Genomic DNA, 23,295 nt, shown 5'->3' on the forward strand with positions numbered 1-23,295 from the left:
CCTCTAAAAGGCATGCCATTTTTGATGAAACTTTTCTCCAGAAAAGTTTCTTAACGTGGGGTGGAACCCCACCTCGGGGGTTTGAGAGTACAGAGAGATAAGGGGGCGGAGCCCCCTTGTCTTTCGTAGGGTCAGGGGCCGATTAGTTCATCATCGGAGCCCTCGGACACCTACCCTTACATCATCCCAGGCCGAGGTGTTCCCTTATTATGAGGGGGATGAGCCCTATCTTAGGGAAGACGACTAATGCTTTATCCTCGACGGCATAGGCTGGAACGCAGGGTATCATTCCGTATGGCGTTGGGAAATCCGGGTCGGGCGCCCAGTTGTTGTCCCCCCAAGTTACAAAGCACTTCTCAACCCTTCCGCCAAGCTCAACGGTCTTTATACCCCTGACACGGTGGATGATGGGATACTCGTAACCGGGGCGCTTGTAAACGATGACGTCGTTTAGCTTAACGTCGTCTATGTTCTCCTCGCTTATGCCCTTGAGCAGTACGACGTCACCCCTATAAAATACGGGCTCCATAGACTCGCTCACTACTATCACGAGGGGCGAGTCGGTATGAAGAATCACCTTCAGGCCCACCTGGAGGGTGAAGACCGCGAGTAACGCTATCAGTATCCACGCTAAATCCTTTTTCCATGACTCCTCCATTTCAGCGCCTCCATGAGGGTGCTTATTCTCGCGGGTATGGCACCGATCGCGGTGCACGTTTCTAAGCTTACTCTCTTTCCCGTGATGTCCATATGATAGCGGGCGGTCTTAAAGATTTCCTTCGGGAGGCCATGCCTGCCGAGGCCGACCAGGAGGAGAAAACTCTCTCCGCGAAGGGCCCTTTTGGCGAGCTCCAGCGGGGTTATCTCCTTCTCCCCGACCGGTTTTCTTGTTGTGGCGACAGGGATACCGAACTGCGGCGGAAAGCCCCTCTTGGGGAACTCAAGGAGATGGAAGCGGTTCCCCTCGGCCAGTTCGAGGAGATACCTCCCCCCATCCCCTATGGTTGTGTGTGAGCTTATCTCGCGGGCAACGTCAACTGGCCTACCCTCGAACGGAAACCCCACAAGGGCCAGATGAAAGCCGTAGGCATAGGCTATCGGCCCGGCCCTAGCTATCGCCCTTAGATGCGCCTCGTGGAGTTTTTTAGGGTCGTAGGTGTTGTAAAGTGCCAGCGTCAACATCTTTCCTCACTCAGGGTGGCCAAGGAAGGTTTATAAGGATTTAGAACGGATTAAATAGTTAGTATGACTACGCGAGAGGAGATAGAGCTACTAGTTGAGAGGAGGTACTACGAGGAGGCCCTATCCAAGATCCACAAGCTGAAGGACCCCCTCGATCAGATAGAGGTTCTCACCGACATAGCCGTTGCCATATACCAGCACGGCGGACCTCAGGAGTGGATTCCGAGCATAATAGAGGACGCTATGTACATAGCCAAGAAACTCAAAGACCCCGCCAACAAGGCGGTGGCCTACTCAACGATAGCATCATCCCTCGCGATAATGGAGTACGAAGAGGACGCGATGGACTTCTTTAACAGGGCCATAGACGAGACAGATAGAATAAAGAGTCCGATAGAGAAAGGCGTGGTTCTCTCGGAGCTGGCCTACCACTTGGCCCTCGCCGGCCGCCCCGAGACTGCCCTCGAACTGTTCAACATAGCCTTCGACACCATAATCGGGGCAGAAATAGGCTACAACCTCAAGGTAGACGGCATAATAAGAATAGGGGAGCTCCTCGAAAAGGCAGGCGACGCACTTCCCGCGAACAAGGCCCTCGACTTCTACCGGATGGCGTTCGACATATTCGACAAGCTTCACGTCAACCAGCGCGCGGCGGTCGTTGAGAAAAAGATAGAGCTAGCCAAGACCATCTACGATGTCGGTCTTCCGCCAATAAGACAGGCCCTCTTGGAAGGGAGGAACCACTACGCCCTCGCCCTCATAGAGAAGAAATATGCCGGCGTCGTTAGGCTCATCGGAGAGCTGGAAGTGGCGCTATGGATGAAGCGGGTTAATAACATAGAATATCTAGAAGTGGTGGACAAGGCCTTTGAGCACTGTGAGAATCCGCACTTCACCGAGGCGAACGTTCAGAAGATAGCCAGACTCCTGACCGAACTCGGGAGCCTGAAGAGGGCCCTCGAATTTGCGAGGGAGATAAAAGACGTCCGCAAGAGGAGCGATGCACTCAGGGCGATAGCACTAGAACTGGCGAAGAGGAAGGAGTTTGAAGAGGCCAGAGAGATTGTGAGGAGCATACCCGACCCCAGGATAAAGACCGAGGTGCTGACGGAGATAATAGCCATAGAGGAGGCCAGTGAGGGGATATGATATTCGACGCTCATTCGGACCTCCCGACATTTATCTACGACGAGAGGGTTAACGGGAGGACCCGCGTTTTGGAGGAAAACTTTGAGCGCTTCTTCGCCCCGGGGATAAAGGCCCGCGTTATGGCCATTTGGACCCGACCCGAGAGGAGGAACAACGCAACCCTATACGGCCTGGAGGTTCTGAACTCCCTGCTGAAGGACATCGAGGAGAGCCAGCGCTTCGAACTCGTGACAAGGGTCGATGGAATGAAAGGGGCCATCAAAGAGGGAAGGGTCGCTCTCTGGATCGGCCTTGAGGGCGGGGAGCCGATAGGGGAGAGCCTCGATCTGCTGGAGGCATTTTACCGTCTCGGGCTGAGAGTTTTGACGCTCACCTGGAGCCTGCGTAACGCGATAGGCGATGGCGTTTTTGAGAGAACCGGCGGAGGACTGACGAATTTCGGCGTTGAAGTCGTTGGAAAGGCCGAGGAGCTGGGAATCGTGATAGACCTGAGCCACATAAACGAGGCCGGCTTCTGGGACGCACTGGATGTCACGGCGTTCCCGGTTATAGCGTCGCACTCCAACGCGAGAAGCCTTTGCGATAGCAGGAGAAACCTCACGGACGAGCAGATAAAGGCCATAGCGGAGCGCGATGGCGTCATTGGAGCGGTTGCCATTCCAAGCTTCGTAAACAAGGAGAAGCCGACGTTGGAGCGGTACGTGGAGCACATAGCGTACATGGTCGACCTGGCCGGCTACCGGCACGTCGGCCTCGGCTTCGACTTCGTCTACTACCTCCCCGGCTGGAGCGGGAGGAGCATCGAAGGCTTCGAGGACGAGTCGAAGATACCCCACCTGGTGGAGAGGCTGTCCGAAACCTTCAGCGAGAGGGAAGTCGAGGCAATAACCTTCAAGAACTTCGAGCGCGTTTTTAAGAGGGTCGTGGGTTAGGTTTTTAACGATTTCTTCAAACTCTCATATGGGGAGTGAGAATGGGAACAAAGATAGTCGCTGTTTATGAGAATGGCGTTTTAAGGCCCAAGAACAGGCTTAATCTTCCAGCCGGTACTGAGGTTGAGCTGGTAATCCTGCCCTCATTAAAAGGACTCATGAAGCTCTTCGAAGAAGTGAACGTCAAGGAAGAGGTGGGAAGTGCCCTCAAAGATGCCAGGGAGAGGAAATTATGGGAGTAGTTCTAGATTCATCGGTTGTCCTCAAGGCACTCCTACCTCCTCCCAGAAATCTCAAAGAGGAGATACTCAAAAGGGAGCTTGAAACCCACGAGAAGTGCCGGTTCATACTAGAGACGATAGAAGAGGAGAGGATTGAAACGCACTCACCAGCTGTAATCGTTGTTGAAGTAGCTGGGGTCATCAGAAGGATCACTGGAGACGAATACAGAGCATCGATTGCCAGTGACACTATCAAGAACAACTTCATACTTCACTATGATGGGGAGATCCTGGAAAAAGCTAGAGAGGTCGCCACTCTTACTGGAGCTTCTGGATTTGATGCGTATTTTATAGCCACGGCACGTCTTTTGGGCCTTCCACTGATAACCGACGACAAAGGAATGTATCTCAGGGCCAAAGAATTAGGCATAGACTCCCTCTTGGTGCGGGAGAACTCCATCAAAGAGATAGAACTCGCCCTCGGGTGATACCGTGGAGACTCTGTATTTTCTAACCGCGAGAGACGCGAGAAGACTGCTCTTCGCGAAGGGCGGGGCGAGGCTCAACCTCGACCTTAGAAAAACAAACCGTTCATGGCTCATAACGCTTGAGGGAGACGAGTTCATCTTTCCCGACGGAACGCGGGTTGGGAGGGACGTCATCGAGAGGATCGCGAGGGACGAGGGGAGCGTTTACTTCGTGAGAGGGGGTGGGGTTTACAAAGCCGCCATCGCTGGAGAGGGCTTCTACAAGCTCGTGCCAACGATTCCACCGACGATTGAGATAAACGGCATCAGAATGCACAGGACGAAGGAAGTGAACCCCCTCCAGGACACAAGGAACAAGGTGAACGCGGTGAAGCCAAAGGAGGGCGAAACAGTCTTAGATACCTGCATGGGGCTCGGCTACACGGCGATAGAAGCCTCAAAGAGAGGAGCGTACGTCATAACCATCGAGAAAGACCCGAACGTGATTCAGCTTGCCAGAATAAACCCCTGGAGCAGGGAGCTCTTCACCGGCGGTAAAATCCAGGTGATTCAGGGTGACGCCTTCGAGGTTGTAAAGAAGTTCAACGATGAGAGCTTCGATGTGGTTATCCATGACCCGCCGCGCTTTTCTTTAGCGGGCCAGCTTTATTCGGAGGAGTTCTATCGCGAGCTGTTCAGGGTTCTTAAACCCGGAGGAAGGCTCTTCCACTACGTGGGGAATCCAGGAAAGAAATACCGGGGAAAGGACCTTCAGAAGGGCGTCATGGAGAGGCTGAGGAGGGTCGGCTTCGTCGGGGTTAAGCGCGTTGAGGAAGCACTTGGCGTCGTGGGGAGAAAACCCGAAAAGGGAAGAGGGAAGGATTAAATCCCTCCAACTTCTTCCATCTCCTCAAAGGCTTCCAGGTTCGTGTAGTAGTCCATGAGCTCAGAGATTTCCTTTCTAAGCTTGAAGCTCTTGGCTATCGCTATTCCAAAGCCTATTATCGACGGCCAGGCCAGGAGGAGCAGCAGCTTGGCGTCGCTTATCGGTATGGCCCTTGGCTCAGTGAAGCGGTTGAAGTTCCATATCATAAAGGCTATCATCAGCCAGGCCGTCGAGAAGTTGGTAAGCCCACTGCCGCTTTCTCCGAGCTTGAAGCCAGGAACGACGTCCTTCGTGAGGGGCGGGAGCAGGTTGCTTCCCATGAAGCCGAGCTGGTCCTCGAAGACGTGGAGCCACTGGCCGAGCATCGAAGCGAGTGCCAACTCCGTCGCGTGCTCGTAGCCAATCAGCTTGAAGAAAGCAAAAACGGCCAGGCCTATTACCACACCCATCGTGAGGGAGTGGCTGAAGCCGTGGTGCCAGGGCAAAAAGCGGTCCTTGACGACGGTTTTTCCCTTGAACTCCGCTTTCCTAAAGGCTATCTCCGGGCCAGAGAAGGAGTCTATCCTGGTGGGCTTGGGGTAGGTCTTGATGAAAGGCACACTCACTTTCGCTATCCCGTACTTCCTGTACTCGGGGACGTCGCCGCCTATCGCGACCCCTCCTGGCGTTACTATCGGACCCATTTCCACCCTGACCTCCCGCTTGGGCGGGTCTAGGTGAACCATGAAGCGCCTGTAAACGTCGCCGGGAAGGCGGATGTTGTGTATCTTGACTATCCTCTCGCCCTCGCTGTATGCTTCTTCGATGGCCTTCGCTATGGTGTCCGCTATGCCCTGAGGGTGGGGAGCGTCGCTGACGACGAGCTTGAGCGAGCCGTCCTCATCGATATCGATGTAACCGAAGACGAGCATCTCCTTTCCTTCCTCGATTTTTCCGAACTCCTCCTCGAAGAACTCGTAGTCATCACCGAAGGCCTCAACGGTTATCTTTCCGGTTCCGTCGTTGAGCGTGAAGACTATGCTGTTGTAGCTCTCCGTTACCGTCTCCTCGCTTCCGTCCTCGCGGAGAACTTTGTAGGAGACCTTCCCGGAGCCCCTCGCCAGTATCTCCTCCACCGTTCCCTCAATGGCAAAGAACTGGTAGCGGTTTTCCTTGCTCAGCTCGCTGATTTTGACGAGTTTAGGCGCGTAGTGCTTCTTCTCGTCCCAGGGAGCTGGATCAATCTCGTAGTCCCTTCTAGCCAGGAACTTTCCGAACTTGAAGTCCACGAAGTCGGGGAAGTAAGCGGCAGCGGCCGCTATGACCGGAATGAGTATGCCCAGCCTTAGATCACCGACGAGCGCTCCAAAGAAGGTCGCCGCGGCCAAACCGGAGATGTAGTGGGTGAATCCCCTCATCTTCCATCACCCCAGTCCGAGCAGGGACATGAAGTAGCCTGTGTGGCCCGTCATGCTGATGAGCACGGGCAGGATAAGTCCGCCGAGGCAGTAGCTCCTCCTGGTGTTGAAGGCAGCCGCCATCATTCCTATCGCCGTCGAGACGAAAAGCACCGCCAGTCCCATCGGTCCGGTGAGGAGGTAGCTTATCACCACTAGCGTCACCGCCACCACGTAGGAGAGCTTCTTGATGTGGACGACGTTGAAGCTCCTGGCTATGAACCTGGAGAGGTAGTAGGTGAAGAGGAAGCTTATGCCCGCGCTGAGCAGTACAACACCCACCGCGGCGAGGTACTCGGAGTAGCTCTTGGGGGTGTAGATTGAGCTGACGAGCCAGGCAGCCGCTCCCCTCGTGAGCCTCAGGTTGGGCAGGAAGAGGAGGGTAAACGCTCCCACGTAGTAGATGACCCTGTTCACACCCTGGCTTATGATGAACGCATCGTCCCCGCGCTGGCTCGTCATGTGGCCCGCAACGAGCGCGCCCATTCCGCCGGTGATTATTGGATAGACCGCCGCTATGGTTCCACCGAGGGCGCCGCCGAAGCTGGCCTTGAGGGTGTTGTAGAGGCTGCTCTCGACCCTGTCATCTGTCTTTTGCTCCAGCATCGGCGGGTTGGAGAGGATGTTGAGTATCACCCAGGACATTCCGAAGAAGCCTATGAACATCGGAGTTAAGCGGGTGTAGGCGCTGGTTGTGGGAAGCAGGTTGGTGTTCATGACTATGAAGCCCAGTATTCCTGACAGGAAGAAGACGAATATCCCGCCGAGTATCTGCCTCCAGGCCAGCCAGAGCCTCTCCCCCGGAGTTCTTCCCCTATCACCTTCCTTGGGCCACTCGCTCATGAACATGAAGACCACTATGGCGACGAGGAAGTAGGTGATGTAAGGGCTGGTTGCCTGGTAGATCGGCGGGAGAACCTTCGGGAAGATGAAGAGCAGACCGAGCACGAGGAAGAGCGTTCCCGCTACCGCTCCGATGAGGTAGAGGAGCACAGCTTCGTGGCCCCTGCCGAGGAGGAGGTAGCGCTGTGTGGGGAATAGGAGGAAGACGGCGCTCTCGTCGGCAACGCTGAAGTAGACGCTGGAAATGGCACTCACGTAGGCGTAGGCAACTATGGCGCCGATGGCGAAGAAGGGAAAGGCCTTGACCGGCATCAGCTCGCCAACGCCGAAGACTGCAACAAGTAGGGCCATTATGTTGAATATGTGGAAGCCCGGGATCCATGAGATGAGCGCTCCGAAGAGCACCCCTGCGAGGGACCAGATTAAAAGGTCTGAAAGGGGAAGCATGGCCATCACCTCACCTCAATGCAGTCGCTCCTGTAAGGAATGACCTCAACGGTTCCCTTGTACTCGGCAACATAACCTGCAATCCTGACCGTCTGACCCTCGCTGAAGGTGAGCTGGGCCACGCTCTTGGGTATAAAGACCACCAGCTCCCCACTTCCATCATCTATCGTCAGCTTGATGAAGCTCTTTCCGGTGTAGACATCTTTGATGGTTCCCTCAACGACCACGGTCGTTCCGAGGAGGTCGAGGGTAACGTCGCCCGTCTTCAGCTTTTCTGCAGGGACAGCTCTAACGACGGTTATGGAAACGACCTCTCCAGAGTCAGCGTCGTAGGTTATCCTCAGCTCGCTTCCGGTTCCGGCCTCTCTTGGATCCGGAAGGAGCTCTCTCGAAACCCTCAGCTCAGCGCTTCCGGTGTCGTCGTGAACCTTCATGACGTAGCCATTGTCGTAGCTCAGCCCGTCCCAGGTGACGGTGAGGTTCACCCTTCCGGTAGCTTTAGAGAGCTCAGAGACCTTCACCTCTCCGATTCCCGCGGTTCCTCCGGAGGGCTTCTCAAGTTTAATCGCATCGAAGTCGTAGACGATGATTTCAGGTTTTCCGTTGTACTCGTCCACGTAGCCCGCTATGAGGAGTCTCTGGCCCTTCTCAACGCTCAGGTTTGCTCCCCCAGGTATGAAGACCGCTATCCCACCGCTTCCGTCATCCAGGGTCAGCTTGAGGTTCTTGCCGATGACCCTCACTTCTGTTACGGTGCCGTTGAGGGCAACGGTCCTGCCCTTCATCGAGAGGCTCACCGAGCCGGTCTTGAGGATAGACGAGGGCTTAGCCTTGGTGACGTTCAGCGCGGTTATCCTGCCGGAGAGCGGGTCTGCTATAAGCTTGAGCGTGCTACCAGTCCCTGCTTTAAGCGGGTTAGGCAACAGCGAACGCTCGGCAAGCAGGGTTGCGCTTCCGGTGGAGTCGTGGAAGGTCAGGGCGTAGTCGGGCTTCTGGTAGGCAATCGAGTCCCAGGTGACCGTCAGGAGGAGGGGTTCCATTGCTGTCTTCAGGTCTGAGACGGTGCCCTCAACCGGCCCGGCCTGCTGGAGCTTCTCAATTGCGGCCGGGTTGAAGAGCACCACCTCCGGCTCGTCGCGGTAGATTTCAACGTATCCTCCAATCTGCACCATGTCCCCCTCGGCCGGGACGTAGGTCAGCTCGCTGGCCGTAGAGCGGGGCACGAAGACCGGAAGGTTGCCGACGACTATCTTGAGGTTGCCGCTGAGGTTGGCCACGTCCGTGACCTTGCCGATTACCGCGACCAGCTCGCCTTCCATCTCCGCGGTGACCTCTTCGGGCTTGAGCGGAATTGGAGCTACCGGCACCTCAACGGTGAGGTTCTCTCCCTTCACGAGGTTATCCCCGGCCACCAGGCCCCTGATGACGACCTGACTTCCGGTTCCAGCCTCGAGCGGGTTGAGGTTCAATAAAGCTTCTCTCGGGAGCGAGGCCTTAACCCCGTCCACGGTGAGGTAGTAGGTGCCGTTGGTGTAGGTCACCCCCTCAAGGGAGCCGGCGAAATCGACGAGCTGGCCCTCGTAATCGGCCAGTTCTTCAGCCGTGACCTTCGGGAGCTCTATCTCCTCCGGCGGGAGCGGCTCTCCGAGGGCCCTTATTCCCTCTCCGGTGTAAACGACCACCTCAAGCTTTCCGCGGTACTCCTCGAGGTAGCCGGCGACCTCGACTCCGAGGCCGACCTTAAGCTGAGCCATCGTCTCGTTGGAGAGCTCCGCGAGGGTAGCTGACGGAACGAAGACGTCCAGCCTTCCCGTTCCGTCGTCGATGACGAGCTTGAGGTTCGAGCCTATTCTATCGACCTCCTCGATGTTGCCCTTTACCGCGACTATCGAGCCGCGCATGTCGGGGGTTAGGACGCCGATCGGCCTGAACTCCGTCTTAACCGCCTTGACAACCTCAAGGTAGGCCGCAACGAGCCTGCCATCTGAGCCCATTCTTCCCGCGACTTTAACCGTACTCTCGCCCGATGCGTTGAATGGGTTTAAGCCAGCGAGAACGTCCCTCGGGACGAGGGCGTCGAGGTAGTTCCCACCGTCGGTAATGGTCAGCACGTAGCGGCCGTTCTCGTAGGATATTCCAGCTATGGATCCCTCGACGGCCATGACCATTCCCGGGTAGCGTGGTGCCTCGCCTATCGGGACTACGGGTGCTTCCTCGATCGGAGTCACGGAGAGCTGGCTAAGATTCCTGACAACTATCTCCGGCGAGGTGCCCTTGTAGAGGTAGACGATTCCCGGGGCGTAAACCGTATCTCCGACCTTGACGGAGAGGTTGTTGAAGACGAGCAGAACCCTCGGAACGAGCACCGAAACCTGAGAATCACCAGTATCAACCGTCAAAAGATAGCCGGAGCTGACGTTGGAGAACTTAGTTACTATCCCCTCGACGGCCACGTAAGTGTTGCTCATGTTGACGTTGAGCGACTTGACGAGGGACGGTTTTTCGGAGTGGAGCTTCGAGCGGAAGTGAAGGCCACCGAGGTACTGGAGCATCGAGTAGGTATAGGTCTCCCTCACGCGGAGCTGAACCTCGGCCGTCACCTCGTCGCCGGGGAATGGGACAAGGCCTTTTCTTATCATCTCATCGGCAAGGGGAGAGTATACTCTGATGTCTATCTGTCCCGTTCCGTCGTCCACAGTGAAGGTGAGGCCGAGCTTTCCGCCGGTCTGGGAGACGTAGGGAACCGTGATGACGGTTCCGTTTATCCTCACCACGGCGTAGTTCATCAGGTAGTTGCCGTAGACGTCGCTCACTCTGACGAGCGGTGCCTGGGCGCTCTGGGCTGCGACGAGCAGAAGGGCAACGCCGATGACCGAGAGTAGAATCGACAGGTATTTAAGCTTTGAAACGTCGAGCCTCTTCTGCTCCTTCAGGCCATGATAGTAGAGTTTTTTCTCACCCTCCTTCCCTGACATGAGCAGACCTCCGGTTTATTTGACGTAGCAACTCAGTTGATGGATGCTCTTTTTAACGCTTTCGTGTCAAAACGGGACAGGAGTAACCAGGTTTGAATAAGGTGGAACGTTACAACTGGGGAAAATAATTTAAGGCCCTCCCTCCGAGAAAGGGTCATGAGGACGATAATCATCACCGACTGGAAGAGACATATACTCCACCCCCTGCTCGTTGCTTCAGCCAGCAGAGCGCTTCACCGGGGCAATCTTGGGGCCTTTGAAGCCGTTGCGGCGGCCTTCGAGAGGAACTACTTCTTCGAAAGGGTAGTGAAGATGCCAGCGGACTGCTTCGGAAAGTACCTCGGAGAGAGCATTCTGCTCGGCGTTCAGGCCGGGTTCAGCCGCCTCGATGAGCTCCTGCCCGAGGCGGAGGGGGAGGGAGTTAGGATAGTTGAGGTAGCGAGAGGTGGGTTCCGTTCTACACCGCCGCAAGGCTCTACGCGGACGGAAAGCCCGTGCCGGCAGAGATCCTCAGACACCTCCCGAACCCGGAGCACCTGCCAAGAGACGGGGACTACCTCAGGTTCCTGGTGAAGCTCATAGAGCACAACCACCGCTTTGGCATAGTCAGCTGCGCCTTTGAGTTCTGGACGATGAGAGAGGCCCTCTCGCGGAAGCTGTGGATGCCGGAAGGGCCGAAAACCTGGAGAGGCAGGGGCTGTTTCGTGGGGGTCACGAGAGGAAAGGGGGACATCAACGACGTCAGGGGCGAGCTGAAGCTGTTCTGCCGGAACGGGTGGTGCCTCTTCTACCTCAGGGGAAGCGAAAAGAGGCTGAAAGAAAAGCTCAAAGAGAGGGGCCTCAGCTTTCCTTGAGTATCTTCTCGACCTCAAAGCCCTCCTCGTACTTCTTGAGTTTGCGCTCGAAGAACTCGATGAAGAGTTTGTAGCGCTTTGCCCTGTGCTTCGGGCTTCCACGTATGCTGTGGCCGTGAGGACCTTTCTTGAACACCGCTATGTATGCCTCCTTGCCCATGTCCCTGAGCACGTTGTAGAACATCAGGCTCTGGTCGAGGGGACAGCGGTAGTCCTCCAGCGAGTGAATGAGCAGTATTGGAGCCTTCACGTTTTCGGCGTAGAAGAGCGGGCTGAGCTTCCTGAAGTTCTCGTTCTCCAAGGGATTTGAGCCTATGACCTCGACGTCGTACCAGAGGCCTATGTCCGAGAAAGCATAGCTCGTCAGCCAGTAGCTTATCCCGTTCTCACTGATGCCAGCTTTGAATAGCTCGCTCTGCGTTAAGGCCCAGTTGGTCATGAAGCCGCCGTAGCTTATGCCGGTTATGCCAACCCTCTCCCTGTCGGCCTGGGGTTCGAGCTTGAAGAACTCCTCGATTCCGGCCATTATGTCCTCGAAGTCCTCTAAACCAGTCCTCTTAAGAACCCTTAGAGCGAAGTCTTCGCTGTAGCCGTCGCTGCCGCGCGGGTTGACAAAAACCACGTAGTAACCTTTGCTCGCCATTAGCTGCATCTCGTAAACGAACCTGTAACCGTACATTCCCTTCGGCCCGCCGTGGACGAAGACTATAACCGGAGCTTTGTTCTCCTTAAGCTCGGGCTTCAGGTACCAGCCGTCTATCTCCAAATCTTTGTTATTAAACCTGAAGTGCCTGGGCTCGAAGGTCCTGAGCCTGGCGAATATTGGCCCATTGTAGTCGGTTATCTGCTTCAGCTCGCCGTCGTAGAGGTAGAGCTCGCCTATCCTCGTTGCCGTCATTACGAGGAGCAGGGCCTTTCCGTTGCTGGCATCTAACCCGTAAATCCAGTGGTTTCCCACCACAACCCTTTCGGCTTTCCCATCCCAGAGCCACAGGTTCACGCTTCCAGCGTCTGGCGTCAGGAAGTAAACTTTGCCCTCTGTCAGCTTTGCGCTCCAGACGTCGAGCGGGCCCTCGTAAACCGGCTTAAGCTCCCCATCCCATAGATATAACCAGTCATGCTCGCTGATGAACCTCTTTTCCCTCTTGCCCCTCAGGAGGAGGACCTTTCCATCGGAGTCAATAGCCTCGAAGGAGACCCTCTCAAAGATCTTCTCCTCCTCGCCGTCCTTCCAGAGGTAGATGTCCCAGAACTTGAAGAGTGCTGGCTTGCTCCCATTGCGGTGGGGAACGTTGATGACTATGGCATCGCCGTGCCAGATTCCGCTCGAAAACCTCGGCTTCTCAAGCTCCTCGATGATTTCCTCACTCTCCGTGTCGAGAACCCAGAAGGTCGTTTTCTCGCCGTCGAAGAAACCCATGCCGTCGAACCAGGCGGGAACCTCGTCGTCGAAGATGAAGTCCTCGTCGTCCCTTCTCTTAAAGCCCACAACGAGGAGCCTCCGGGAGTCGTCGTTCCACTGGATCGAGCGGACGTTTTTAGCGCTCAAAACCTTCTTTGCGCTCAGGGTCTGAACGTCAGCGACCCATATCTCGTTCTCCTTCTTTTCCTCGTTAAAGCGGGTGAAGGCGAGCTTTCTGCCATCGGGCGAAAGCCTTGGCATGGAAGCGTTTTCAATGAAGCGCCTAACCCCTGTTCCCAGGTCCTCAACGACCACCGTGCTCTCATACTTGTTCTCCTTCATATTGGCCTTGGTGAGGGTGTAAGCAACCAGGTTTCCCCTTATCCTCGGGTCGTTCAGGTAGGCGAACTTAGAAAAGGTCTCGTGGTTCCATTCGATACCGCTCATAACGCTATCACCTATTTGGTAGAGAGCCTTAAAAGTATATAAGCGTAACTACCCGGCCAGGTGAGATGATGAAGGAGGAGCACGGGGTTGGAATAATACTGGCCGCTGGAATACTGATTTCGCTCATCCTCAAAACCTACGTGGGAGTGGCAATAGCAGCTCTCGGAATACCCCTCTACCTCGCGTACGTGGCCAGGGAACAGAACATACTGGCGAAATCCAGACTCTACGACAGGGACCTCTTCCTCATGATAGCGATAGCGGTCGTTGTCATACTCGTTTTCAACTACCTCTGGGATCCCAGGATGGGCCTGATAGCGATGGCGGTTGTGATACCACTGCTGGCCATCTACGCGGACAGGTTAAAGGCGAGAAAGAAGGCGCAGAAGGCCCGATAACTGGCCGGTTTTCTTGTAAACCCTGAGTTCGTTTTTCATCTCCTTCAAGAAGGATTCATCGATTCCGAACTTCTCCCTAACGCGGCGCGAGATGTAATTATCGTTGAGAAATATCATCGCCATGGCAGAGGTTAGGTTCCTCGGCTTCCTCCAGCCGGCCTTCTCGAAGTCTATGAGGTAAACGCGCTCGCCGATTATTATGTGCTTGCCGCCCTGAATCTGGCCGTGGTCGAGGCCCAGCCTGTCGAGCAAAGCTGTTTTCTCGACTATCTCGAACAGGTGACTCTTCTCAAGCTCCGCATAGAATATTATCTCACCCTCAGCGAACTCCCGGATGAGGTACTCAAGGCCCTCGAAGACGCCGTAAGCCACGAGCGGGGGCGTTACCCTGAATGGCTCCAGCGCCTCGATTATCCTCGCCTCCCTCTCAAAGTTCTGCCTCGGGGAGTCCGGTCGTTGAAGCTTTATTATGACGTTTTTTTCATCTAATCTGGCCCTGAAGATTAAGCTAGTCGTGCCCTTGGCGTAGGGCCCTATTTCGTCCAATCCAAGCCCCCTCAGGTAAGAGTAAAACCGCCCCAGTTGAGCTTTGCTTATCAAGTGGTCGAACATAGGCCTCGATAAGCTTAAATACTCCGCCGATAAAATACTTTTGGTGATAGCCATGGTGACGGCTTTTATTTTGATGGTGACGGCCGCTGGAAAGGAAAGGGAAGTTATGGAGAAGCTTCTGGCCATGCCGGAGGTTAAGGAGGCTTACGTAGTCTATGGCGAATACGACCTCGTTGTTAAGGTCGAGACCGACACCCTCAAGGACCTTGACCAGTTCATCACGGAGAAGATAAGGAAGATGTCCGAGATACAGATGACCTCGACGATGATAGCCATCTGAACTTCTCGTTCTTCTCTCTTGCCATTCTTCCAGGAATAATAGAAGAAGAGAGCCTACTTATTCATCATGAGCCTTATCCTCTCGGCGGCATCCTTGGCCTTATCTGAGATGTTGCTAAGGGTTCTGGCGATGTTGAGGATGTAGAATCCGTCGCCCCAGCTGAGCTCGTTCTCCTTCTCGAAGACCAGCTTCATCAGCTTGGTGTCCAGCCCGTCTATCTTGTTCTCAACGCTCTCTATCTGCCTGATTATCTCGTACTCCCGCTTTATTTCGCCATCCGCAAAGCCGCTCTCTATAACGCGGTCCATCTGAACTATGGCCTCGTGGACGAGTTTAGCAGCTTTGATGCTCTCCATGCCCATCTGGAGGATCAAGTCCTTAATCTCAGCGGGAATCTCGCCGGGCCTCTTGATGAGCAACCACTTCGCGGTATCCTCGGCCGCGTCCGCGACTTTATCCTGCATGTGCAGATAGATGAGAACGTCCTCCCTAGCGACTGCCATCATGAGCTTCGAGCTGAGTGAATCCCTTATCTCCTCCTTTATCCTGTCGGCAACGTCCTCAAGGCGGTCGACCTCAACGGCGACCCTCTCCATCTCCCCATAGTTCCCCTCGTACCAGTACTGGAGCGCCTTCTCGAGGGTCTCAACGGTATTCAACACAACATCAGCGTGTTTTATGAGGGGCTTGAAGGGGCTCTTCGCGAAAAGCTTGGTCCAGACCTGCATGATATCACCCCACGATCATCAGGAGCTTGAATATGGCCGCGCTTATCAGACCCGCGACCGGAACGGTAACGAACCAGGAGATCACTATATCCCTAACGATGTTCTTGTTTATTGCCTTTACTCCCCTGGCAAGGCCTATTCCTATGACCGCTCCAACCACTGTATGGGTCGTTGAGATCGGCAGACCCATCCAGCTGGCGACCAGAACGACCGTTGCTGCCGAAAAGTCTATGGTGAATCCCCTCGTATTGGTCAGCTCGGTTATCTTCTTTCCTACAGTCTCCATTACCTTGTATCCGTACGTTGCGACACCAACCGCTATCCCGAGGCCGCCCATCGCGAGTATCCATTTTGGAACGGGAACCTGCATGCCGCTCAGCCCCATCGTTGCCACCGCGTAAACCGCCGCGACCGGGCCGATGGCGTTGGCAACGTCGTTGGCACCGTGAGCCAGGGCCACGTAGCCAGAGGTGATGACCTGAACCTTCCTGAATATTGCCTCGACCCCGATGAAGGGGTCACTGCTCGGGAAGCGGAGCCTTATGAGAAAGTACGTTACGACAAACACAACAATACCGAGCGGAACCCCGTACATGAAAACGCCCGTCTTAAGGTCCTTTCCGTGGAGAACCTTGATGTAGAACATGGTTCCAATTACAACGAACGCCAGCCCAATCCAGAACGGGGACCACAACCTGGCACTCCTGACCGGGTCCTTTCTCTCGAAAATGCTCTTCGTCAGGGCTTTGAAAATGAAGTACGCCATTATGGCACCGATTATCGGCGAAAGAATCCAGCTGAGAACTACTTGGGTCATCTTGCCCCAGTTGACTATCGCCGTTCCGGCGTAGACTATTCCGTAGCCAGCTATTCCACCTATGATGGAATGGGTCGTCGAGACCGGCAGGCCGAACTTGGTTGCGATGATGAGCCAGATCGTCGCCGCGAGGAGGGCCGCAATGGAACCATAAACAAGCACGTTCGGATCAGTTATCATCGTAGGGTCGAGAATGCCCTTCCTTATCGTTTCAGTAACGCTCTTTCCAAAGAAGTACGCCCCGGCGAACTCAAGGACGCCGGCTATCACAACAGCCTGCTTCGGAGTTATGGCCTTCGCACCCACCGCGGTGCTCATGGAGTTGGCCGCGTCGTTGGCACCTATCGCCCAGGCCATGGAGAATCCAAGGATCACGGTTATCAGTAGCCATACGTCCACCGTCACCACCAAGCCCCAATAAGGGACCGTATATAAATATCTTGCCGCAGTAGAATATAGCCAAATACCATCCACTATATAGGCATAAATAGAATAAAGGGCTCAGGGGCCCACCTTTACGGGTTCGACCCCTACGTTCCCATCGGCCCCCATTGAGAGCCTGACGTAGTGGTAGAAGCCGCCTTGCTCAGGAGGTGCGTAGAGGGGCGCCCCACCACCGCCCGTTATGAGCATCTGGACGCCATCCTCCTCGCCGTACCAGTAGATGTGGATGTGACTGAATATTCCGAAGGCGTTGTACTTCCTCATGAGCGCCAGGAGCCTCTTCCCGTCCTCGGGGTTCATGGCGTGGTCACCGTTCGGCCTTGGGTCTATCGGCGGGGCGTGGAGAACCAGAACCGGCCTCCTTCCAGAATCCTGAGCCTTTTTAAGCTCCCCCTCCAGCCAGGCAAAGACCTCGTCGCTGAGTCCGTAGTCGTTCTCAACGTCGTTTATGAAGATGTAATAGTAATCCCCGAGAGCGAAGGAGTAGTCGTCCGGGCCGAAGAAGGCATGATAGACGTTCACACCCTCCCCGCGGTACTCATGGTTCCCAGGGGCCAGAAAGATCGGCTTGTTCCACTTCCATTCCTTCAAAAGCTCTGCCCACTCGTCAACTTTGCCCGAATAGACGAGGTCACCGCCGTCGATTATGAAGAGGGCATCGTCAGAGTTTATCTTATCCCGTATCTTCAGGAAAACCTTCGGCGGCTCCTTCCCACCGTCGGACCTATGGTCGCCGAAGGCTATGATCCTGTAATCCCCCACCTCCATCGGGACTATGCTGAAGGATGAGTCGGAGCTCGTGAACCTTACCCAAGTGTCTCCCGTCTCAGCCCCATCAGGCAGGTTAAGTATCCCTGGATTGGTGTTCTCGATCACGTAGGTGAGCGCAACTCCCTTGGGGTCCTTCACCTCAACGCTGACGTTGAAGCCCAGAGCGTGGATATAAACGGTGGAGCCGTTCACGAGCCTTATAAAACCTCCCCTAACCGTCACGTTCTCGCCGTCAACGATGCGCCAGTGGTAGATGAATGGCTCCCACGTCTTGAAGGAGTCCAGATACCAGTGCTCCCCGTCGTCCGGAACTCCGTTCCAGTTGTTGTCCCCTATGACCTTGAGAACGACTCCCTCGAACTCACCGCTCCTGATAACGTCCTCAGAGTTGGGGGACTTTCCACCGGCCAAGTCCATGGCGTACTTCACGGCGGCGCCTGCGCCGGCTTTGCTCGTTCCGGTGAATACGAAGTAGGACTTACCATCCTTGTTGAAGGCTGCGAAGACGCCCTTGTCCGGACCAACGAACTTAAGGCCGAGTTTATAGACCACGTAGCCGAAGTAATCGCTGACCGTTATGAGGATCGGCTTGCCCCTCAGCAGGGGCCTCGCATCTTTTGGCGAGAGCACCGCGACGCCACCCTCGTACTGGCTCGCCGGGAGTATCTGGGCGTTCGGGAAGTAGTGCTTCGCTATATCCTCGTAGCCCTCGCTGACGTAAACCCTGGAGACATCCGCCAAGCTCTTCCACTGCGCCAGAACCTGGCCCCTCTCGTAGCTCCCGAAGTCTATTCCACCAGCGGCGGAACTGGTAGTTGTTGACGTCCCACTCGGACCGCTCTGACTGACGCAGCCCGAGACCATCACAATTAAAACCAGAATGAAGGCAAAAGCGGCTTTCTTCATGGAATCACCTTCAGGGGGATGGAAACGAAAGCTTAAAGCACTTTCCATTAGAAACCCGAACTCGGCAGATTTAAATAACCCAAAGCCAAAAGTCCTTCGGTGATACCATGTTCGTCGGACACTACACCGAGGTCCCCGAGAAGGACACCGGTTTTGAGGGAGTGACGATAAGGTGGCTCGTTTCTCCAAAGCTCGGAGCAAAGAACTACGCGATGCGCTACTTCGTCCTCAAGAAGGGCGCGGAGATACCTCTCCACCACCACGACTGGGAGCACGAGATATTCATCGTGAAGGGAGAGGGTATCATAACGAACGGGAAGGAGGAGCACCACGTCAAGGCAGGAAACTTCCTCTACGTTCCGCCCAACGAGCCCCACGGCTACAAGGCGACCGGAGAAACGCTGGAGTTTCTATGCATAATCCCGACCAAGAAGGAGGCAATCCCGGAGGACGAGTGGGCTTAGTGCTTGTAATGGTAAACCTTTATTTTCTTCCTCCTGAGAACGAGAAGGTCGGCTTTTCTGGACTTGGGGCGTATAGGCTCTTCCTCAAGCAGGAGCCAGGCAAGGTCGTAGGCCAGGGAAGCTATGACGACAAGGAAGAGGCCAAACACGATCAGCGGCGTGTAGTACCACACCACGCCAACCTTCGGGATGACCAGAGCCACCTTTCCGATAACCTGCTCCGGATAAACCCTCCACGGGTCGGTGTAGTTCCTGTTGTCGCCCTTGGTGACGTAGTAAAACCTTCCGCTAGAATCAGTCTTCATGCCCACTATGCGGTGGGTTATCTTGTAGGTCGCGTTGCCTATCTCAACACGGTAGAGAACAACCTCCCCCACGTGGAGCTCGTCGGGAGAAACCGGTCTCGTGACCACGAGGTCGGTGGGGTTTATCTCCGGTTGCATCGAGTCGGTTAGAATGACCACGTACTGGAAGCCGAAGACAAAGTGGAGAATAACGATTAGGGCTACAGAGAAGAGGAGGAAGTACAAAATGAAGGAAATTATCTTGCTAATAATTCCCATGGGACCCCACCAGATTAAAGCGAAATTAATCTAAAGCTCTCTAATCCAACTTCATAATTTGTGTCTCCAACATAAAAATCCGTCGATGTAGCCTAAAAAATTGACGGTGCTTTTCTTTTTAGGCTTGGTCTGGTTAAAAATGGAATCTTGCTGTTTTTGAACTGCCCCCTTTAAATGCAATACTTCGATATCGCGCGGAGACTGGAAGGCTTGACATTCACAATTATAAATGAAACAAACGGAAACAAACGTAGGCAGAGGCCAGAACTAATCTAAATGTGAACAAGAAGAACAGAGCAAGCGTTCCAAGTTTGCCGTCGATGGTGTGATGTAGCGTGGTTTAGGTTTCAGAAAAATACAGATAAGAAGAAATGAAACTTTCGCGAAACTCAAAATCACGGACCAATGAGCACAATAGCTACACTATTAATATTCGAACCTATGGCTATTGGACTGTCAAAGTCTATCTCATATGGAGTGTTGGCAGCGAGTGCGCTGGAGAGAGTAACCGACTTAACAGTTGTGGGAGCGGTGTTTGGAGCAGTTGGATCGTCGTCACTTGCGTAGACCTTTACAATGATAGTCACTCCCGCATCGAGCGGCTGATCAAAAGTGACTTTCACCCCCTTGACGTAATCAGGATTGGTTGCAAGCACCCAGTCAACATCAGCAGTACTTACTCCCCCAGGGACACTAACTACCTTAGGGCCCCCCGCTCCGATCTCCTGGACGTTCACCGTAATAGCCGGAACAGCCAGCGCTGCACCAACCAGCGCCAGAACGAGGGCAAGCGCCAGCGGGATTAACCTCTTCTTATTCCTCCTCATCTAACTCCACCCCCAAGGGATTATATCATTACCTAAGTGGGCAATTTGTATTTAAGGTTTGTCCTTCAAATTTAAGCATACATCCCGCAAACCTCTGGAAGGAAGACCTTGAAAAACATCGGGCAGAACTACGAATGTTAATATTTTGAAAAGTCAACAATATAGTTTGGAAAATCCACCATGTCCAGAAGGGACCATTGGAAAAAATACAACATAAACGATCAGAGGGTAATCCCCCTGAGGTAAGTTGAGCCTGCCCACTCTACCCTAACCTCCAGGAATTCGCCGGGTTCGCCGGAATCGAGGATTATATCCTTGTAGTTGAACGTCCTGCCCTCTATTCCACCCTTCTTGCCCTCGCCGTGGACGAGGACCTCAACGGTCCTCCCAACGTAGGCGCGGTTAATCTCGTAGGCTATCCCGAGGCGAAGCCTGTGAAGCTCCCTTGAGCGCTCCTTAACCTTCCAGCCCGGCAACCCCTTCCACTTAGCCGCTATCGTTCCGGGGCGCGGTGAGTAGCGTGAAACGTTTATCTTGTCTGGCCTAACGCGCTTTACCAGTTCTACAGTGTTCCTGAAGGCCTCATCCGTTTCCCCGGGGAAGCCAACTATTATGTCCGTGTTGAGGTTTAAATCACGAACTTTCCTACGAAATGTTCGAACTATTCCCTCGAACTCTTCCACAGTGTACGTTCTTCCCATTCTCCTCAGAACCTCATCGTCGCCACTCTGGACGGGCAGGTGGAGGAAGCGGTATATCTTCTCATCGGTGTAGGCATCAACGAGCTCGTCGAGGAACTTGAGGACGTGGTTGGGGTTCATCATGCCGACCCTGACCCTGAAATCGCCCTCGATGGCCGTTATCTCGTCGAGTAGCTTGGCCAGATTCGTCCCGATGTCGAAGCCGTAGCATCCTGTATCTTCGCTCGACAGCTGTATCTCCTTGTACCCCCTGGCGAGGGCCTCTTTCACCCACCTGACGACGAGCTCGGGCTTGTAGCTCCTGAGAACACCCCTTGCAAAGCGCGTTGCGCAGTAGGTGCAGGCGTTGAGGCAGCCCTCGCTTATCGGAACCACGAAGGAAACCCCAGGTTTCCAGAGCCTCGGAAGTTCGAGCTTGTCTATGCTCTTCTCGCGCCAGCCCTCGACGCTCACCAGCTTCTCGCCGCGCTCGGCAATCTCTATTGCCTCGGCGATTCTGTCTACGCTCTTGACGCCGAGTATTCCAGAGACGCGTGGATCTATGGCCTCAGGATTCACGTGGACTAGACAGCCGGTGGCGATGACTTTTTTCCCGGAATCGAGGAGCTCTTTTATTCTCTCCCGCATGTGCTTCTCGGTGGGGTCCTTTACGGCGCAGGTGTTCACGACCACGTAGTCGGCGCTTTCTGGAGTCTCGGCTAACTCATAGCCCGCCCTAACCAGAATCGCTTCCATTATCTCCGCATCGGCCCTGTTCCTCGTGCATCCGTAGGTCTCGACGTGAACCCTTACCATCGGTGCCGGCTGGGCCAAGGGGTTTAAAAAGGGTGCGGTGCAGAAGTGGGAACTCACGCCAGGCCCACTATACTCAGGAGCATGAAGAGAGCCGCGAAGAGGAATACGCCAACTCTCAGCAACGTCTTCTTTATCCAATGGTAAGGCCGGTTGTAGTGCCTCATAACCGGGAAAGAAAGAGCACAGACAATTAGGACCGGGACGAGTGAAGAGAGGGCCATAAAAGCAATATTCGGAAGATACCGATCAACTCCGATAGTGTCGAAGAGGGCCACCGTCCAGTAGAGCATGATAGGTGAGAGAAGAACCAGAAACCCAACTATAACCCCGATCATCACGGACTCCTCGTCCATGTTAGCGCCCGGAAAATTTGGGGTAAAATGATAAAAATTTATCGCTCCGTTGTTTGGGAAAGCATTGTAACGTAGGGACACATCTTTTTAGCGATGATTTTCGCCATCTCGTAGTTATAGAGGGGCTGAGTCGTTGGGTCATCTGTGCGCAGTCTGACCATCATCTCCAATACCGCATCCCCGTGCTTGAAGTACCATCCCACGGCGTCCTGGATGTAGAGGGACGTTAATGGGTCCTGAGAACAATCGTTGATGGACTCCAGGGCTTCATGCCTCAGACGAAGAACCAGTTTAACTTTCTCCGTTGGAGTTTTCAAAGTAGCAAAAGTCGAATTGAGGGCCTCAAATTCGTGGAGATGCTCGTCTATTGCGATTGCGTACAGCAGGTGGTAAGTGGCCGCCGAATAGTAGCCCTTCTCGACTCCAAGGAGACCCCGCTTTTTATGGTACTCCTTCCAGTCACACGCCACCTTGAGCATCGTTTCCTCGAATTCGCACGGAACATCAACCCCTGAGAGATCATCCACGAGCGCGTGCACGTTATTTCTTGGCCCATTGGGATCGAAGGTACCGGGAGTTACGTGGCTGGTAAGCACTGCTGAGTCATCAAAAAGCTCCTGGCGAATTCCAAATAACTCATCACCCAGCTTCCAAGTATGCTCACGTTTTCAATCTCCTGAGAAGTCGTTGGGTTTGGTATCCTATCAAGCTTTTCCAGGAAGTCACGGGACTGGTTCAGGGAGATTTCCGCTTTGATTATGTTGTCCTCCACCACAAAACCGGTTATAAGATAGTCCGTGAAGTTAATCCCGCTCCCCAACGTTTGTTTCCACTTTTCAGCCGTTTTGTTCTGTAAAGCTTCTACACTCCGAAACTGCCCACGGACATACTTGAGGAACTCCGTGCGGTTTGCGAGTGCAAGGGTTGAGCCCAAGTAGTCAGCGGCAAGTATTGCACAACTCCTGCCCTCTGTGAGAGCTACATAAAACTGACCCCTGCGTTGATACGAATAGGTCTCGTTAAGGCAGACATCGATGTCTCTTATTTCGTCATCCGAGACATTTAGCTTGCGAAGCATCTCCCTAAGCTCCAGAACTCGCTCAATGGCACGTTCAACGTCTTTTTCGCGAACCTTTTGATTCAGATAAGTCCAATGAGTGGAATTGTAGCCCAGTCTAAACGTCTCAAGGTCCGTTTGAACCAAGTTAAGGGTGTTGTTGAGTTCCGCTTCCTTTATTGCCCTCTCGTGTTGAAGGTACTTTGAATAAGCTAAGAACCCGAAACCCACTAGAAAAAGAAGAAAAAGGACATTCTTTTTCATAGTTGCCCACCTTGAATCCCCGCCCTATTGGCATAGTAGGCCCTTGTTTTCACAGTTATACGGACGGTTCT

26 protein-coding genes are annotated in these 23,295 nt (G+C 54.3%); 10 read left to right on the top strand and 16 right to left on the bottom strand.

Annotation, left to right across the window (positions count from 1 at the left end):
• Positions 1–181 precede the first annotated feature (181 nt).
• Both E3E25_RS07975 and E3E25_RS07980 read right to left on the bottom strand, forming a co-directional pair.
• Complete coding sequence (locus E3E25_RS07975) at positions 182–658, bottom strand: signal peptidase I (protein WP_167892799.1); 477 nt, start codon at positions 656–658, stop codon at positions 182–184.
• Complete coding sequence (locus E3E25_RS07980) at positions 631–1,182, bottom strand: DUF531 domain-containing protein (RefSeq protein WP_167892800.1); 552 nt, start codon at positions 1,180–1,182, stop codon at positions 631–633. Before E3E25_RS07980 ends, E3E25_RS07975 begins: the two co-directional genes overlap by 28 nt.
• A gap of 63 nt (positions 1,183–1,245) precedes the next feature.
• On the opposite strand from E3E25_RS07980, the gene E3E25_RS07985 reads away from it, so the two are divergent.
• Genes E3E25_RS07985 through E3E25_RS08005 form a run of 5 tightly spaced genes read left to right on the top strand, consistent with a single transcriptional unit; the run spans position 1,246 to position 4,840 of the window.
• Positions 1,246–2,334 (top strand): hypothetical protein, encoded by a 1,089-nt coding sequence (locus E3E25_RS07985; RefSeq protein ID WP_167892801.1) that lies wholly within the window; start codon positions 1,246–1,248, stop codon positions 2,332–2,334.
• On the top strand, positions 2,331–3,266 hold the full coding sequence (locus E3E25_RS07990) for a dipeptidase (protein WP_167892802.1): 936 nt from the start codon (positions 2,331–2,333) through the stop codon (positions 3,264–3,266). The genes E3E25_RS07985 and E3E25_RS07990 overlap by 4 nt, the downstream gene beginning before the upstream one ends.
• Positions 3,267–3,307: 41 nt before the next feature.
• Positions 3,308–3,508: an antitoxin family protein gene (locus tag E3E25_RS07995; protein WP_167893121.1), complete on the top strand. Its 201-nt coding sequence runs from the start codon at positions 3,308–3,310 to the stop codon at positions 3,506–3,508.
• Complete coding sequence (locus E3E25_RS08000) at positions 3,499–3,975, top strand: type II toxin-antitoxin system VapC family toxin (RefSeq protein WP_167892803.1); 477 nt, start codon at positions 3,499–3,501, stop codon at positions 3,973–3,975. Before E3E25_RS07995 ends, E3E25_RS08000 begins: the two co-directional genes overlap by 10 nt.
• A 4-nt stretch (positions 3,976–3,979) precedes the next feature.
• A complete protein-coding gene (locus E3E25_RS08005) occupies positions 3,980–4,840 on the top strand; it encodes a methyltransferase domain-containing protein (RefSeq protein ID WP_167892804.1) in 861 nt (286 codons plus the stop codon).
• Here the strand turns inward: E3E25_RS08005 and E3E25_RS08010 are convergent.
• The 3 genes from E3E25_RS08010 to E3E25_RS08020 are packed head-to-tail and all read right to left on the bottom strand — an operon-like array spanning position 4,837 to position 10,541.
• Positions 4,837–6,237 (bottom strand): metal-dependent hydrolase, encoded by a 1,401-nt coding sequence (locus E3E25_RS08010; RefSeq protein WP_167892805.1) that lies wholly within the window; start codon positions 6,235–6,237, stop codon positions 4,837–4,839. The genes E3E25_RS08005 and E3E25_RS08010 overlap by 4 nt on opposite strands.
• A 6-nt stretch (positions 6,238–6,243) precedes the next feature.
• Positions 6,244–7,566: a tripartite tricarboxylate transporter permease gene (locus tag E3E25_RS08015; protein WP_167893122.1), complete on the bottom strand. Its 1,323-nt coding sequence runs from the start codon at positions 7,564–7,566 to the stop codon at positions 6,244–6,246.
• Between the two features lie 5 nt (positions 7,567–7,571).
• On the bottom strand, positions 7,572–10,541 hold the full coding sequence (locus E3E25_RS08020; RefSeq protein ID WP_167892806.1) for an OB-fold nucleic acid binding domain-containing protein: 2,970 nt from the start codon (positions 10,539–10,541) through the stop codon (positions 7,572–7,574).
• A 156-nt stretch (positions 10,542–10,697) separates the two neighbouring features.
• Here E3E25_RS08020 and E3E25_RS08025 point away from each other — a divergent pair, with 156 nt between their 5' ends.
• Together E3E25_RS08025 and E3E25_RS08030 are read left to right on the top strand one after the other, a co-directional pair.
• Positions 10,698–11,114: a hypothetical protein gene (locus E3E25_RS08025; RefSeq protein WP_167892807.1), complete on the top strand. Its 417-nt coding sequence runs from the start codon at positions 10,698–10,700 to the stop codon at positions 11,112–11,114.
• The gene (locus E3E25_RS08030) at positions 11,111–11,395 is read left to right on the top strand and encodes a hypothetical protein (RefSeq protein WP_167892808.1); all 285 of its coding nucleotides are present in this window, start codon (positions 11,111–11,113) and stop codon (positions 11,393–11,395) included. Before E3E25_RS08025 ends, E3E25_RS08030 begins: the two co-directional genes overlap by 4 nt.
• On the opposite strand, the gene E3E25_RS08035 is transcribed toward E3E25_RS08030, so the two are convergent.
• Positions 11,382–13,244 (bottom strand): S9 family peptidase, encoded by a 1,863-nt coding sequence (locus tag E3E25_RS08035; protein WP_167892809.1) that lies wholly within the window; start codon positions 13,242–13,244, stop codon positions 11,382–11,384. The genes E3E25_RS08030 and E3E25_RS08035 overlap by 14 nt on opposite strands.
• 68 nt (positions 13,245–13,312) lie before the next feature.
• Here E3E25_RS08035 and E3E25_RS08040 point away from each other — a divergent pair, with 68 nt between their 5' ends.
• Positions 13,313–13,642 carry a hypothetical protein gene (locus E3E25_RS08040; RefSeq protein WP_167893123.1) on the top strand — a complete coding sequence of 110 codons (330 nt, stop codon included), beginning with the start codon at positions 13,313–13,315 and terminating at the stop codon, positions 13,640–13,642.
• Here E3E25_RS08040 and E3E25_RS08045 read toward each other — a convergent pair.
• On the bottom strand, positions 13,607–14,254 hold the full coding sequence (locus E3E25_RS08045) for a serine/threonine protein kinase (RefSeq protein ID WP_167892810.1): 648 nt from the start codon (positions 14,252–14,254) through the stop codon (positions 13,607–13,609). The two genes, E3E25_RS08040 and E3E25_RS08045, sit on opposite strands and share 36 nt — an antisense overlap.
• 52 nt (positions 14,255–14,306) lie before the next feature.
• Between E3E25_RS08045 and E3E25_RS08050 the strand changes: the two genes are divergently transcribed.
• Positions 14,307–14,534: an Lrp/AsnC family transcriptional regulator gene (locus tag E3E25_RS08050; RefSeq protein ID WP_012572508.1), complete on the top strand. Its 228-nt coding sequence runs from the start codon at positions 14,307–14,309 to the stop codon at positions 14,532–14,534.
• A 53-nt stretch (positions 14,535–14,587) separates the two neighbouring features.
• On the opposite strand, the gene E3E25_RS08055 is transcribed toward E3E25_RS08050, so the two are convergent.
• The 3 genes from E3E25_RS08055 to E3E25_RS08065 form a co-directional block, all read right to left on the bottom strand.
• On the bottom strand, positions 14,588–15,262 hold the full coding sequence (locus E3E25_RS08055; protein WP_167892811.1) for a TIGR00153 family protein: 675 nt from the start codon (positions 15,260–15,262) through the stop codon (positions 14,588–14,590).
• A gap of 4 nt (positions 15,263–15,266) precedes the next feature.
• Positions 15,267–16,436: an inorganic phosphate transporter gene (locus tag E3E25_RS08060; protein ID WP_206204699.1), complete on the bottom strand. Its 1,170-nt coding sequence runs from the start codon at positions 16,434–16,436 to the stop codon at positions 15,267–15,269.
• A gap of 144 nt (positions 16,437–16,580) precedes the next feature.
• Complete coding sequence (locus tag E3E25_RS08065; RefSeq protein WP_167892813.1) at positions 16,581–18,200, bottom strand: metallophosphoesterase; 1,620 nt, start codon at positions 18,198–18,200, stop codon at positions 16,581–16,583.
• A 107-nt stretch (positions 18,201–18,307) separates the two neighbouring features.
• Here E3E25_RS08065 and E3E25_RS08070 point away from each other — a divergent pair, with 107 nt between their 5' ends.
• Positions 18,308–18,664, top strand: a complete 357-nt coding sequence (locus tag E3E25_RS08070; protein ID WP_167892814.1) for a cupin domain-containing protein — start codon at positions 18,308–18,310, stop codon at positions 18,662–18,664.
• Here E3E25_RS08070 and E3E25_RS08075 read toward each other — a convergent pair.
• The 6 genes from E3E25_RS08075 to E3E25_RS08100 form a co-directional block, all read right to left on the bottom strand.
• Positions 18,661–19,227, bottom strand: a complete 567-nt coding sequence (locus E3E25_RS08075) for a signal peptidase I (protein WP_167892815.1) — start codon at positions 19,225–19,227, stop codon at positions 18,661–18,663. The two genes, E3E25_RS08070 and E3E25_RS08075, sit on opposite strands and share 4 nt — an antisense overlap.
• Positions 19,228–19,622: 395 nt before the next feature.
• Positions 19,623–20,054 (bottom strand): hypothetical protein, encoded by a 432-nt coding sequence (locus tag E3E25_RS08080; RefSeq protein WP_167892816.1) that lies wholly within the window; start codon positions 20,052–20,054, stop codon positions 19,623–19,625.
• 221 nt (positions 20,055–20,275) lie between these two features.
• Positions 20,276–21,550, bottom strand: coding sequence for a tRNA (N(6)-L-threonylcarbamoyladenosine(37)-C(2))-methylthiotransferase (locus E3E25_RS08085; protein WP_167892817.1), 1,275 nt, complete (start codon positions 21,548–21,550; stop codon positions 20,276–20,278).
• A gap of 53 nt (positions 21,551–21,603) precedes the next feature.
• Complete coding sequence (locus E3E25_RS08090) at positions 21,604–21,903, bottom strand: hypothetical protein (protein WP_167892818.1); 300 nt, start codon at positions 21,901–21,903, stop codon at positions 21,604–21,606.
• Between the two features lie 38 nt (positions 21,904–21,941).
• Complete coding sequence (locus E3E25_RS08095; protein ID WP_167892819.1) at positions 21,942–22,442, bottom strand: hypothetical protein; 501 nt, start codon at positions 22,440–22,442, stop codon at positions 21,942–21,944.
• Between the two features lie 38 nt (positions 22,443–22,480).
• The gene (locus E3E25_RS08100) at positions 22,481–23,224 is read right to left on the bottom strand and encodes a hypothetical protein (RefSeq protein ID WP_167892820.1); all 744 of its coding nucleotides are present in this window, start codon (positions 23,222–23,224) and stop codon (positions 22,481–22,483) included.
• Positions 23,225–23,295 lie beyond the last annotated feature (71 nt).

Origin of the sequence: Thermococcus sp. MAR1 (assembly GCF_012027305.1) — an archaeon.
Lineage (GTDB): Archaea > Methanobacteriota_B > Thermococci > Thermococcales > Thermococcaceae > Thermococcus.